Source organism: Kosakonia sp. MUSA4 (genome assembly GCF_013085925.1).
GTDB lineage: Bacteria > Pseudomonadota > Gammaproteobacteria > Enterobacterales > Enterobacteriaceae > Kosakonia > Kosakonia sacchari_B.
In genome coordinates this window covers 3672271-3685362 of sequence record NZ_CP025697.1, presented here as the reverse complement: position 1 = coordinate 3685362, position 13092 = coordinate 3672271, and the positions used below count along the sequence as shown (strand labels likewise).

Genomic DNA, 13092 nt, shown 5'->3' with positions numbered 1-13092 from the left:
TTCAACTATGTCAAACAGCAATGATTTTCCGCTCGTCGAAGCGCCTGCATCGGGGCGCAAGGGTATATTTTCGATTTCCATGGTTTTGTTCAGCTTTACTTTCTTTACCGGCACGATGTTCGCGGGCGGTAAGCTCGGCGTCTCTTTTTCCATCGTTAACCTGCTGTGGATTGCCGTTATCGGTAACTTTCTGCTGGCCCTCTATGCCGCGTCGCTCGGCTGGATTGCTGCCCGCAGCGGGCTGAATACCGTGCTGATGGGGCGTTTCTGCTTCGGTGAAATAGGCAGCAAGCTCGCCGATTTTATTCTCGGTTTCGCTGAACTGGGATGGTACGCCTGGGGTACGGCGACCGTCGCCATTTCGCTGGTCAAAATCCTCGCCATACCCGAAGCCATGACCATTCCGCTGATGATCCTGTTCGGTATCCTGTTCTGCGTGACCGCGCTGGTGGGCTACAAGGGGCTGGATGCGTTGTCGCGCGTGTCGGTGCCGCTGATGTTCATTCTGCTGGTGATTTCTATGTATCTTGCTGCCCATCACGCTGGCGGCTGGCAGGCGATGACCAAAATCGAGCCGGGCGGAAGCGAAACCATGGCCTGGTCAGCGGCCATCACCATGGTGTTCGGAACCTTCGCCAGCGGGGCGACCCAGGCGACAAACTGGACGCGTCTGGCTAACTCCAGCCGCACCGCCATCATCGCCAGCATGGGCAGCTTCCTCATCGGTAACGGGCTGATGGTTATTGCCGGAGCCTGGTGCGCTATCGTCTACCAGCAGGCCGATATCGTGGAAGTGTTGATTTTGCAGGGTTTGTCTGTCGCCGCGGTAGTGATGCTGTGCCTCAATCTGCTGACGATTCAGGGACCGACGATTTATAACGTCTCGGCTGCCGCCTGCCATCTGCTGCGCAGTGAGCGCCGTCGCACCCTGACTATCGTCGCCGCTGGCGTTGGTATTCTGCTGGCCATTGGCGGTATGTATGAAATGCTGATCCCTTTCCTGGTGTTGCTGGGCAGCATCATTCCGCCCATCGGCGGCGTTATCCTCGCCGACTACTGGTTTTATCGCGGCGGCCGCTATCCGCTGTTGCAAACTGCCTGTTTGCCGCGCTTTAACTGGTCGGGGCTTTGCGCCTACGCCGTGGGAGCCGTGGTGGCTTATCTGTCGCCATGGATTGCGCCACTGGTGGGCATTACCGTTTCTGCGCTGATCTACATCGCCCTGACTCGCCTGAGTAAACGTCAGCCTGCCGCTGATTCGGTCGCGGAGCAGTAACCATGGGCCTGACGGTCAGAGAAATCCTCGCCCTTGAGGAACTCTCCGCTATGCGCCTGCGCGCGGGCAAGCAGGGACTGCAGCTGGCGGTTCGCTGGTACTACGTCGCAGAAAATGAAAATATCGCTGAATGGATCATGGGCGGGGAACTGGTGTTTATCACCGGGATCAACCATCCCCGCGATGAAGACAACCTGATCCAGTTGCTGATGGAAGGCAAGCAGCGCGGGATCGCCGGAATGGTGATCCTGACCGGTGGCGACTATATCCAGTCAATCCCGCCGCGCTTGATCGCCCTCGCCGATGAACTGGGTATTCCCCTGATCGAACAGCCCTATCTGCTGAAGATGGTGATGGTTACCGAACGCATTGGCACCGCGCTGGTACGCAGTGAAAACGCCCTGCAGTCGCAGCGCGATATTCTGATGCAGCTATTAACCGGGGATTATCCCGATCTGCAAATCCTGCAGCAACGCGCGATCCATCAGCGGCTGGATTTTACCCGCCCGCTGCGGGTGGCGGCGCTGCGCCTTGAGGGGATACAGAACCTGTTTCGTCAGTTTCCACCCGAGCAGGCCGAAGCATGGTTACAGCAGGCTCGCCGTGTCGTACGCCAGCGGTTGCAGCAGCAGCTCAATCAGCAGGGCAACCCCTTTCCGCTGGTAGAACGCAGCAATATGTTTATCTTCCTGCTTCCGGATGAGGAAGGTGAGTTTTTTCAGCAGAAAAAGTGGTTACAGCAGTGGCTGCTTGCGCTGGCGGAAGGCGACGACGGGCTGTCGCTACTGTGTGGCCTTTCCGCAAGGGTGCAGCAATTACAGGACTATCAGCGTGCGCTGTCGCAGGCGCGTCAGGCGCTGGACCTCAGCGATAATCTGCGCCCGGCCCAGCGCATTAGCGACTATCAGCAACTGGGCTTTATCAAACTCCTCTCTGCCATCGGCGACCCTGCGCTGCTGAGCGATTTTATGCATGACACCCTCGGCTGTCTGATAGAACGCGATCGCAAAAGCCCGTGGCTGTTAATGGAGACGCTGGAAACGCTGCTCCAGGAGAACGGTAACGTGGTCAGAGCCGCCGAGCGGCTTGGCATTCACCGCAACACGTTACATCAACGCATCCAACGAATTGAAAAGCTGACCTGCTATCCGATCAGCCATCCACAATTCCATCTCAACGCCTCGGTCGCTTTAACGATCTGGCGTATGTCGCAAAACCATTTACGGGAACATCCATGAAAATTATCAACGCGCGCCTGCGCCATAAAGAAGCGCTCTATACCCTTGAATTACAGGACGCTGTGATTAAACGCATCACTTTGCAGACCTCCGCGCAGGTGGCTGAGGGCTGCGATATTGACGCGCAACAAAAGCTGGTTATCCCACCGTTTGTCGAGCCACATATCCATCTCGATGCCACCCTGACGGCGGGCGAGCCGGAGTGGAATATGAGCGGTACCCTGTTTGAGGGGATCTCCCGCTGGAGCCAGCGAAAAGAGAGCGTAACGATTGAAGATACGCGCCAACGCGCGCTGAAAACCATTGGTATGCTGCGTGATAATGGCGTGCAGCACGTACGCACCCATATTGATGTTACCGATCCCTCCCTGACGGCGCTTGAAGCCATGCTGATGGTGAAAAAAGAGGCGGCCCATCTTATCGACCTGCAAATCGTTGCCTTCCCACAGGAGGGCATCGAATCCTTCCCCGGCGGACGAGAGTTGATGACCCGCGCCATTGAGATGGGGGCCGACGTGGTGGGCGGCATTCCGCACTACGAAAACACCCGTGACAAGGGCGTCAGTTCACTGGTTTTTCTCATGGATCTGGCCCAGCGCCACGGCTGCCTGGTCGATGTGCACTGCGATGAAATCGACGATCCGCAGTCGCGCTTCCTGGAAGTGCTGGCGGAAGAGGCCCGGGTCCGTGGCATGGGCGCGCAGGTTACCGCCAGCCATACCTGCGCCATGGGATCCTACGATAACGCTTACTGTTCGAAGCTGTTCCGGTTGCTAAAAGTGTCGGGCATTAACTTTATCTCCTGTCCGACCGAGAGTATTCATTTGCAGGGACGCTTCGACACCTGGCCGAAACGCCGCGGCGTGACGCGGGTGGCGGAGCTGGACCGCGCCGGGATCAATGTCTGTTTTGCTCAGGATTCCATCCAGGATCCGTGGTATCCGCTGGGTAACGGCAATATTATGCGTATCCTCGACGCCGGCCTGCATATCTGCCATATGCTGGGATATAAAGATTTGCAGCGCTGCCTCGATCTTATTACCGATAACAGCGCCCGGGCGCTGTGCCTGGGTGATAATTACGGCATTGTCGAAGGACGCCCGGCTAACCTGCTGATCCTTGACGCGGAAAATGACTATGATGCGGTATGTCGCCAGGCCAAAGTGCTGATGTCAATTCGTCATGGCGAAATCATCATGCAGCGCCAGCCGGAACAGATTGGCTATCCAGCCTGACGCGTTAAACATGCCCGGCCGGTTAACCTGCCGGGCTAAAAAAGCGCATCTTATACGCCCCAAACACGAATTGATTCACGACGAAGCGGGTAGACATTGGCTGATATCGCATAGCCAAAGTTACAGGTTTATTGCTGAATATAAGGGCGTTTATTGTAGACGTCAGGAGAGGGATATATGGCGTCCCCTGCAGGAATCGAACCTGCAATTAGCCCTTAGGAGGGGCTCGTTATATCCATTTAACTAAGGGGACAAGGCGGCAGGAGTATAACGTCATTTATCTGCTGCGTTAAGCGTGTTTGCCGCCAAGTGGTTAAACCGTCGCCGTTTACGCGTTTTTTTCTGCGCCTGCGTCGGAGCTTGTCTGTGCTTCCGCCCGGGCTTTTGCTTCAGCCTTGCGTTTGTTGATCATGTCGTTACGGATTTGCGCATGGCTGAGCAGGGCGAAAATAAAGGTACCGCCGCAGATATTCCCGGCGAGTGTTGGCAGGGCAAACGGCCAAATAAATTCGCTCCAGTGCACGGTGCCGTTAAATACCAGATAAAAAATCTCTACCGCGCCGACCACAATATGCGTGGTATCTGCCAGTGCAATCAGCCACGTCATCAACACGATCACCACAATTTTCGCGGAGCCCGCAGACGGAAACATCCACACCATTGTCGCGATGATCCAGCCGGAAAGAATGGCATTAGAAAACATCTCCAGCGGCGTATTCTTCATCACATCCATGCCGATTTTGACAAAGGCATCGCGGGTCTCTTCGTCAAAGACCGGCATATATTCAAACGCCCAGGCGGCAACCGCAGTACCAAGCAGATTTCCCAGCAGCACCACGCCCCATAACCGCGCCATCAGGGCAAAATTTCCCCAGCCCGGGTTCTGCATTACCGGCAGCACGGCCGTTACGGTGTTTTCGGTAAAGAGTTGCTGGCGGGCCATGATGACAATAATGAAACCGAAGGTGTAACCCAGATTCTCCAGCAGAAAACCGCCCGGAACGCCCTCCAGTTGCACATGAAAAATCCCTTTTGCCAGCAATGATGACCCCATCGACAGCCCGGCGGCGATGGCCGACCAGAACAGCGCCATTGCGTCTCGTTCCAGCTCTTTTTCACCATCCTGGCGAATATGTTCATGAATAGCCATGGCCCGGGAGGGGAGGCGATCCTCATCAAGTTCGATTTTTTCGCCGCGCTTTTTTTCGTCGCTCTTGACCTCGATTTCATCGCTGTGCTTATCAATTTTTTCCATACTGACCTCGCTTCTGCTGCACTGATGTCTAAAGCGTAGCGGTTTTACACTGCTTTCCATGGCGGCATCGTCTTAAAGTGCCGGGAAAAGCAACAATGGCGATACGGCGCAAGCAAACTTTGTATAGAATTGTTAATAAGCCGTATAGATAATGTCGGCTATGCTGGTTTGAGTCTCGTTCACTGCGTGGACATCATAATATGCGCTGATACAATGCGTTGCATAACTCCGACGCAAACCCGGCGTCGCGTTCGCACTATTATGGATGGCCTTCAGCACTGGTCATTTTCTTCAGGGAGACACCTATGAAATACCGCCTGTCGGCGCTTGCGTTGGCAACCACTGTACTGGTCGGCTGCGCCAGTTCTCAGCAGACGCAGGGACGTTCGGACCCGCTGGAAGGGTTCAACCGGACTATGTACAACTTCAACTTCAACGTGCTGGATCCGTACGTTGTTCGCCCTGTGGCGGTAGCATGGCGTGATTATGTGCCACAACCGGCGCGCAATGGTCTGAGCAACTTCACCAGCAACCTTGAAGAGCCTGCGCAGATGGTGAACTACTTCCTGCAGGGCGATCCCTATCAGGGCATGGTGCATTTTACGCGTTTCTTCCTGAATACCCTGCTGGGGATGGGCGGCTTTATGGACGTCGCCGGTATGTCGAACAGCAAATTGCAGCGTGAAGATCCGCACCGTTTCGGCAGTACGCTGGGGCACTACGGCATTGGTTACGGCCCGTATATGCAGTTGCCGTTCTACGGTAGTTTCACCCTGCGTGAAGATGGTGGCGATATGGCGGATACGCTCTATCCGGTGCTCTCGTGGCTGACATGGCCGCTTTCTGTCGGTAAATGGACCCTTGAAGGTGTCGAATCCCGTGCGCAACTGCTCGATTCCGACGGCTTACTGCGCCAGTCTTCCGATCCTTATATCCTCGTGCGGGAAGCCTATTTCCAGCGTCACGATTTTATCGCCAACGGTGGCAAGCTGAAGCCGCAGGAAAATCCGAACGCGCAGGCGATTCAGGGCGATTTAAAAGATATCGATTCGGAATAAAACCGGTCGCAGCAAATAAAAAAGGTGAGCCTGGCTCACCTTTTTTATTATTGATGCGTTATCAGAAGGCGTAGTTGAAGTTAGCGCCGTAGAGGAACGCGCGGCCTTCAGACTGGAACGTATACGGGCCTTCGGTGAACTTCACTTTCTGACCATGCATATAAGAGAAGCCAACATCGACGGAAGCGTCCTTATTAAAGGCATAGGTCGCACCCGTGCTCAGCCACAGACGATCCTGGTCAGGAATGGAGATCGTGCGTTTGTCAGCCGGAACCGGGCTGTCATCAAAGGCGATACCGGCGCGGAAGGTCCAGTTATCATCCATATAATAAGTGGTACCCAGCGCGATGCGATAGGCATCTTTAAAGCCTTCATCTTTATAGAACAGCGTTTGACCACTGTCACCGGTCGCTTTCAGTTCCTGGAACTGGCTCCAGCTGGTATAGGTCAGACTATAGTGAATGGCCCACTGCGGAGCGACGCGGTTATAACCCGAAACTTCCCACATCTCTGGCAGATGGAGCGACAGCGAACCATTGGTGGTCGAACCGCCAGTACCATACGGCAAGCCAAGACCCAGTGCTGTGTTAATCGGGTTAAGCGTTGTCGGCAGGTTGCTCTTATAATCGCCGTCGAAGTCGACCTTCACTTCTGAGCGGTAAGTTAATGAGTAACGGTTGTTTTTATCCAGCTCGTAAAGGATACCGGCGTTCCAGCCAAAGCCCCATTCGTCGCCTTTCAGATGCGCGATTTGCGTATCACGGCTGATACCGCCCGCCTGTGCGCCAATAGCGGCAGCTTGCTGGGCGCTAAGCTGGCCGGATTGCACCATGCCTGGCAGGCTGGCGCCGATGATCTGCGGCAGATCGCCAGCGTAACGCTCAACCTTCGCACGAGCATAAACGGCGTCAAAACCAAGACCGAAGCTCCAGTGGCTGTCCAGACGATACGCGCCGCTAAGGTTCAGGTTCAGTGTTTCGAGATCGGTTTTCCCGCCCATCGACCCGGCTGCGTAGTCATTATTAAACTCTGTTGCCAGCCCGTAGTTGGAGGTCAGAGAAGCCCCCCAGCCGAACTGATCGTTAATCGGCGCGACAAAGTGCAGGTTTGGTATCCACGCTGTCGGCGCAATGTTTTTCTGGCTTGCATCATTACCAATCGCGGAACGGCCGGTGACATCAACATCCGGATCAACAAACACCGCGCCGCCGGAGAACGTCGGGCGGTCAAACATGGTAATCAATGCAGGGTTGCGGCTGACGTTACCCGCATCATCCGCAATGGCACCTTCACCGGAATAAGCGCGGCCAAGACCAGAAGCCGAAAATTCATTGAGTTGAAAGCCTGCGGACCAGGCCTGGGTAGAGACAATTGCCACTGCGACTGCCAGAGCAGACTTGGTAAAACGGGTTTTCTGGCTCATGACCATAACCTCATTCGAAATCGATTTATTTTTATTCAAACTATGTTACGTGTTGTAACAGGAGCGCGAAGTGTAGGGTCTGTGTTACAGCAGAGAAATCAGACCAGTGGCGGAAGTATAGGTCCGACCAGAGGGAATGTTGCAAGTTTGTATATAAGTTTTTTCAATTGTGATCTTCGAAACGAGATCTGCGTGGCAAAATCGCCGGGGGTAGTAATCAGTCAATTGGGCGATTTTTGTTTTAGATCATTTTTAAGTGTGATTTCGGTCACTTATCCACTTTCGGAAGATTATCAACTGGAGACGATATGAACGGCGGCGTAAAATATGTCCATCGTTTATCTGGCACCCAGGGTGCTAATTCAGAGGAATCAACAATGAGCAAATGCAGTGCTGATGAAACCCCGGTTTGCTGCTGTATGGATGTTGGCACCATTATGGACAACTCCGACTGCACCGCCTCTTACAGCCGCGTATTCACTAACCGTGCTGAAGCCGACGAAACGCTGGCTGCGCTGAGCGCAAGAGCCCGCAGCGTGGAATCCGAACCTTGCCAAATCACCTCCACCTTCACCGAAGTGGCGGACGGCGTGCGTCTCGATATCGATTTTGTTTTCGCCTGTGAAGCGGAAACCCTGATTTTCCAGCTTGGTCTGCGTTAATCTTCCCGCCAACGCCTCCTTTCACGGAGGCGTTTTGCTAAACATCTCTGTGCCTTAGCTCGCATTTTTCTCTCGCTCCCATTGGCTATATGTAAAAAATTGGTTAAGACTGTTATCAGGTCAGACCACTTTAAGCATACGCTGTTAACAGGGGAGTGTTATGAAGGCATTACCGCTTGTCACCCGCCAGGGCGACCGCATTGCCATTGTCAGTGGGTTACGTACCCCGTTTGCCCGCCAGGCCACCGCTTTTCACGGCATTCCGGCGATCGATCTCGGCAAAATGGTGGTGGGAGAGATGCTGGCGCGCAGCGAAATTCCCCCAGACGTGATTGAACAACTGGTGTTTGGCCAGGTTGTGCAGATGCCGGAAGCGCCAAATATCGCGCGCGAAATCGTGCTCGGCACCGGCATGAGCGTTCATACTGATGCCTACAGCGTCAGTCGCGCCTGCGCAACCAGTTTCCAGGCCGTGGCCAACGTCGCCGAAAGTTTGCTGGCGGGCACTATCCGCGCCGGTATTGCTGGCGGGGCGGATTCCTCCTCTGTTTTACCGATTGGCGTCAGTAAAAGGCTGGCGCGTGCGCTGGTAGATGCCAACAAAGCCCGCACTGTGGGGCAAAAACTGAAGCTTTTCTCCCGCTTGCGCTTGCGCGACCTGTTGCCGGTTCCTCCCGCCGTCGCGGAGTATTCCACCGGGCTGAGAATGGGCGATACGGCTGAACAGATGGCGAAAACATACGGCATCAGCCGTGAACAGCAGGATGCGCTGGCCCATCGCTCACACCAGCTAGCCGCGCAGGCCTGGGCTGAAGGCAAACTGCGTGATGAAGTGATGACTGCGTATGCGCCGCCGTTTCGCGATCCGGTTGAACAGGATAATAACGTTCGTCATAACTCCAGCCTGGCCGATTACGCGAAGCTGCGTCCCGCCTTCGATCGCCAGCATGGCACGGTGACGGCGGCGAACAGTACACCGCTCACTGACGGGGCTGCGGTTGTCATTTTAATGACCGAATCCCGCGCCCGGGAACTGGGATTATCGCCGCTGGGATATTTGCGCAGCTAAGCTTTCACCGCCATTGATGTGCAACAGGACATGCTGCTTGGACCGGCCTGGGCAACGCCGCTGGCGCTGGAAAGGGCCGGGCTGACGATGGCTGATTTGACGCTTCTCGATATGCACGAAGCCTTTGCCGCGCAGACCTTAACCAACCTGAAATTGATGGCCAGCGAGCGTTTTGCCCGTGAGGTTCTTGGGCGCTCGCAGGCCACCGGCGAGGTGGATGACAGCAAGTTTAACGTGCTGGGTGGGTCCATCGCTTACGGTCATCCGTTTGCCGCCACCGGCGCGCGCATGATCACCCAAACGTTACACGAACTGCACCGCCGGGGCGGAGGCTTTGGTCTGGTCACGGCCTGTGCTGCGGGCGGTCTGGGCGCGGCAATGGTTCTGGAGGCTGAATAATGACAATGATGTCCGCATTTACGCTTAATGTGCGTCCTGACAATATCGCGGTCGTTACCATTGATGTACCGAATGAAAAAATGAACACCCTGAAAGCGGAGTTTGCCGGTGAAGTGCGCGCCATGCTGAAACAGATCCGCGACAACAAGGCGCTGCGTGGCGTGGTGTTTATCTCGGCCAAGGCAGACAATTTCATCGCTGGCGCGGATATCAATATGATCGCCCGTTGCCAGACGGCAAAAGAGGCCGAGGATCTGGCCCGTCAGGGACAGCAAGTGATGGCGGAGATCCATGCGCTGTCGATTCCGGTGGTTGCCGCAATTCATGGGGCTTGCCTGGGCGGCGGGCTGGAACTGGCGCTGGCGTGCCATCGCCGGATTTGTACCGACGACGGGAAAACGATGCTGGGATTGCCGGAAGTTCAATTAGGGCTGCTGCCCGGTTCCGGCGGGACACAGCGATTGCCGCGCCTGGTTGGCGTCAGTACGGCGCTGGAAATGATCCTCACCGGAAAACAGCGTCGTCCGCGCCAGGCATTAAAAGTCGGGCTGGTGGATGAGGTCGTACCGCATTCAATTCTACTCGAGGCCGCCGTTGATCTGGCCAAACAGGGGCGGCCGACCAGCCGTCATTTGCCGGTTCGTGAACGGGTTCTCGCTGGGCCGCTTGGCCGCGCGTTGCTGTTCCGTATGGTGAGTAAGAAAACCGAGCAAAAAACCCAGGGGAATTATCCTGCGGCTACGCGCATTTTATCGGTCATTGAAACCGGGCTGGCGCAGGGGCGCAGCAGCGGTTACGACGCGGAAGCGCGCGCATTTGGCCAACTGGCGATGACGCCGCAATCGCAGGCGTTACGCCACCTGTTCTTCGCCAGTACCCGCGTTAAAAAAGATCCGGGCAGCGAGGTGCAGCCTGGCCCGTTGAACACGGTCGGTGTGCTGGGCGGCGGATTAATGGGCGGCGGGATCGCTTTCGTCACGGCAAGCAAAGCAGGATTGCCAGTTCGCATAAAAGATATTAATGCGAAAGGGATCAACCACGCGCTGAAATACAGTTGGGAAGAGCTGGATAAAAAAGTGCGTCGTCGCTACCTGAAAGCGGGCGAGCGCGATAAGCAGTTGGCGAAAATATCCGGCACGCTGGATTTTAGCGGCTTTGCTCAGCGTGACCTGGTCATTGAGGCGGTGTTTGAAGATCTGGCTTTGAAACAGAAAATGGTGGCCGAAGTGGAAGCCCATTGTTCTGCTCATACGATTTTTGCTTCCAATACCTCTTCTTTACCGATCGGCGATATTGCAGCCCAGGCCGCGCGACCAGAAAAGGTTATCGGATTACATTTTTTCAGCCCGGTGGAAAAAATGCCGCTGGTGGAGGTGATCCCTCACGCCGGAACGGATGAGCAGACCATCGCTACCACGGTAAAACTGGCGAAAAAGCAGGGCAAAACGCCGATTGTGGTGGCGGATAAAGCCGGATTTTACGTGAACCGCATTCTTGCTCCCTATATTAATGAAGCCATCCGGCTGCTGAGTGAAGGCGAGCGCATCGACGATATTGATCGCGCGCTGGTGAAATTTGGCTTCCCGGTCGGGCCGATCCAGTTACTGGATGAAGTGGGCATCGATACCGGTACAAAAATTATCCCGGTGCTGGAAAGCGCTTATGGTGAACGGTTTAGCGCCCCTGCAAGTATTGTCAGCGCAATTCTGAACGACGATCGCAAAGGGCGAAAAAATGGTCGTGGTTTCTATCTTTACCCTGTGAAAGGGCGTAAAAGCAAAAAACAGCCCGATCCGGCGATTTATCCCCTGATTGGTGTTTCCGGCGGCGGGCGATTATCGGCAGAGCAGATGGCGGAACGCTGTGTGCTGCTGATGCTGAACGAGGCGGTGCGTTGCTTTGATGAGCAAGTTATTCGCAGCGCGCGAGACGGCGATATTGGCGCCGTATTCGGTATCGGTTTTCCGCCGTTTTTAGGCGGGCCGTTCCACTATATAGCGTCATCAGGAGCGGGCGACGTCGTGGCGAGGTTGCAGCGGCTGGAAGCGCAATACGGCGCGCGCTTTGCGCCTTGTGAACCGCTGTTACGTATGGCGGAGCAGGGTGTAACTTTTTGGTCGGAAAAAGAAACTGAAGATGTGAATTAAGGTCTAAAAATTTAATTCTGTTATTCCTCATGGCGTTCGCGGTTATTTTGTAAACAGTGATTGACTATACTTACACCATTGAGGTAAAAAACAGCGTTTCATTCATGGAATGGATCAGGCACAATGCCCGGCCATCGATACTTTTCCGTCGTCGCGAAATGATTTCGCAGTGAAAGTGTTGATGATTCTGGTTAACAAAAGCGGTGCAATATGCAAGTTTTTATCATGCGTCACGGCGACGCTGCCCTCGATGCAGCCAGTGACTCGGTTCGTCCCTTAACCCCTTGTGGCTGTGACGAATCCCGTCAAATGGCAACATGGTTGAAAGGCCAAAAAGTGGATATTGAACGCGTTCTGATCAGCCCTTTTTTACGTGCTGAACAGACGCTGGAAAAGGTAGGGGAGTGTATGAACCTGCCTGACAACGTGGAGGTCCTGCCGGAACTGACGCCTTGCGGCGATATCGGCCTTGTCAGTGCCTATTTGCAGGCGCTGGCGAATGAAGGTACCTCCTCTGTGCTGGTGATCTCTCACCTGCCGTTGGTCGGTTACCTGGTGTCCGAGCTCTGCCCGGGTGAAGCACCGCCGATGTTTACCACTTCCGCCATCGCCTGCGTTACGCTGGGTGAAGACGGTAAAGGGGTTTTTGACTGGCAAATGAGTCCCTGCAACCTGAAGATGCGTAAAGCCATCTGAATTCGCCGGACCCTGAAAAAACGAAGAGCCGCTTTATGCGGCTCTTGGCGTTTCTGGCATCAGGGCAGCTCCGGCGGCTGCCACTCTTCCACTTCAATCAGCACCAGAATTGCGGCGTCACCGCCATACTCTTTCGGCGCCTGGTGAAACGCCATCACATGCGGGTGTTGCGCCAGCCACAGCGGCGTCTGTTGCTTCAGAATGTGTTTACCGTGGCCGTGCATCACGCAGGCGCAAAACACATGTTCACGGCGACAGGCGGCGATCAGCGCGCCCAGTTCTTGCTTCGCCTGCTGCTGTGTTAAACCGTGCAGATCGAGAAACAACTCTGGCGAGTAATCGCCCCGGCGGATCTTTTTCAGCTCAAAATGGCTGACATCTTCACGCACATATTTGACCGGACCTTCGGTATTGAGCAGCGGCTGAAACTCGTCGGAAAAGTAGTGACTGTTATCGGCTTGCTCCTGTAACAATCGTTTCACCGGCACTTCGCTGATTTTTTTCCGCGCCGGGCGATGTACCACGGTATCCTGCTTAAGCTGGCGCGTACCGGTCATCAGTTGCCGGAACAACGCCTGTTCCTCCTCGCTAAGCGATGGTTTCTTTTTCATCTGTGCGTCTCATCTTTTCTTTT

Annotated in this window: 10 protein-coding genes, 1 tRNA gene and 1 pseudogene; 8 read left to right on the top strand and 4 right to left on the bottom strand. The window is 55.0% G+C overall.

Going from position 1 to position 13092, the window contains the following annotated elements; all coding sequences use genetic code 11:
- Positions 1-7: 7 nt before the first annotated feature.
- Genes codB through codA form a run of 3 tightly spaced genes read left to right on the top strand, consistent with a single transcriptional unit; the run spans position 8 to position 3749 of the window.
- Positions 8-1276: a cytosine permease gene (codB, locus tag C0557_RS17365; RefSeq protein WP_208659799.1), complete on the top strand. Its 1269-nt coding sequence runs from the start codon at positions 8-10 to the stop codon at positions 1274-1276.
- A gap of 2 nt (positions 1277-1278) precedes the next feature.
- Positions 1279-2514: a PucR family transcriptional regulator ligand-binding domain-containing protein gene (locus C0557_RS17360; protein ID WP_208659798.1), complete on the top strand. Its 1236-nt coding sequence runs from the start codon at positions 1279-1281 to the stop codon at positions 2512-2514.
- Complete coding sequence (codA, locus tag C0557_RS17355) at positions 2511-3749, top strand: cytosine deaminase (RefSeq protein WP_208659796.1); 1239 nt, start codon at positions 2511-2513, stop codon at positions 3747-3749. The genes C0557_RS17360 and codA overlap by 4 nt, the downstream gene beginning before the upstream one ends.
- A 178-nt stretch (positions 3750-3927) precedes the next feature.
- On the opposite strand, the gene C0557_RS17350 is transcribed toward codA, so the two are convergent.
- Both C0557_RS17350 and C0557_RS17345 read right to left on the bottom strand, forming a co-directional pair.
- A tRNA-Arg gene (locus C0557_RS17350) sits at positions 3928-4002 on the bottom strand.
- Positions 4003-4077: 75 nt separating this feature from the next.
- Entirely contained in the window at positions 4078-5004 is a 927-nt protein-coding gene (locus C0557_RS17345; protein ID WP_208659794.1) for a formate/nitrite transporter family protein, read from the bottom strand.
- A 305-nt stretch (positions 5005-5309) separates the two neighbouring features.
- Between C0557_RS17345 and mlaA the strand changes: the two genes are divergently transcribed.
- A complete protein-coding gene (gene mlaA / locus C0557_RS17340; protein WP_208659792.1) occupies positions 5310-6062 on the top strand; it encodes a phospholipid-binding lipoprotein MlaA in 753 nt (250 codons plus the stop codon).
- Positions 6063-6123: 61 nt separating this feature from the next.
- Here mlaA and fadL read toward each other — a convergent pair whose 3' ends face one another.
- Entirely contained in the window at positions 6124-7485 is a 1362-nt protein-coding gene (fadL, locus tag C0557_RS17335) for a long-chain fatty acid transporter FadL (protein WP_208659790.1), read from the bottom strand.
- A gap of 377 nt (positions 7486-7862) precedes the next feature.
- On the opposite strand from fadL, the gene C0557_RS17330 reads away from it, so the two are divergent.
- From C0557_RS17330 to sixA, 4 genes and pseudogenes are all read left to right on the top strand, one after another.
- Positions 7863-8147 carry a YfcZ/YiiS family protein gene (locus C0557_RS17330; protein ID WP_007371032.1) on the top strand — a complete coding sequence of 95 codons (285 nt, stop codon included), beginning with the start codon at positions 7863-7865 and terminating at the stop codon, positions 8145-8147.
- A 160-nt stretch (positions 8148-8307) separates the two neighbouring features.
- Positions 8308-9615, top strand: a pseudogene (gene fadI / locus C0557_RS17325) (acetyl-CoA C-acyltransferase FadI).
- Positions 9615-11762 (top strand): fatty acid oxidation complex subunit alpha FadJ, encoded by a 2148-nt coding sequence (gene fadJ / locus C0557_RS17320; RefSeq protein ID WP_208659788.1) that lies wholly within the window; start codon positions 9615-9617, stop codon positions 11760-11762. Before fadI ends, fadJ begins: the two are co-directional and overlap by 1 nt.
- Before the next feature lie 210 nt (positions 11763-11972).
- Positions 11973-12458 carry a phosphohistidine phosphatase SixA gene (sixA, locus tag C0557_RS17315; protein ID WP_064564811.1) on the top strand — a complete coding sequence of 162 codons (486 nt, stop codon included), beginning with the start codon at positions 11973-11975 and terminating at the stop codon, positions 12456-12458.
- Positions 12459-12517: 59 nt separating this feature from the next.
- On the opposite strand, the gene smrB is transcribed toward sixA, so the two are convergent.
- The gene (gene smrB, locus C0557_RS17310; protein WP_043952862.1) at positions 12518-13069 is read right to left on the bottom strand and encodes an endonuclease SmrB; all 552 of its coding nucleotides are present in this window, start codon (positions 13067-13069) and stop codon (positions 12518-12520) included.
- Positions 13070-13092: the final 23 nt, after the last annotated feature.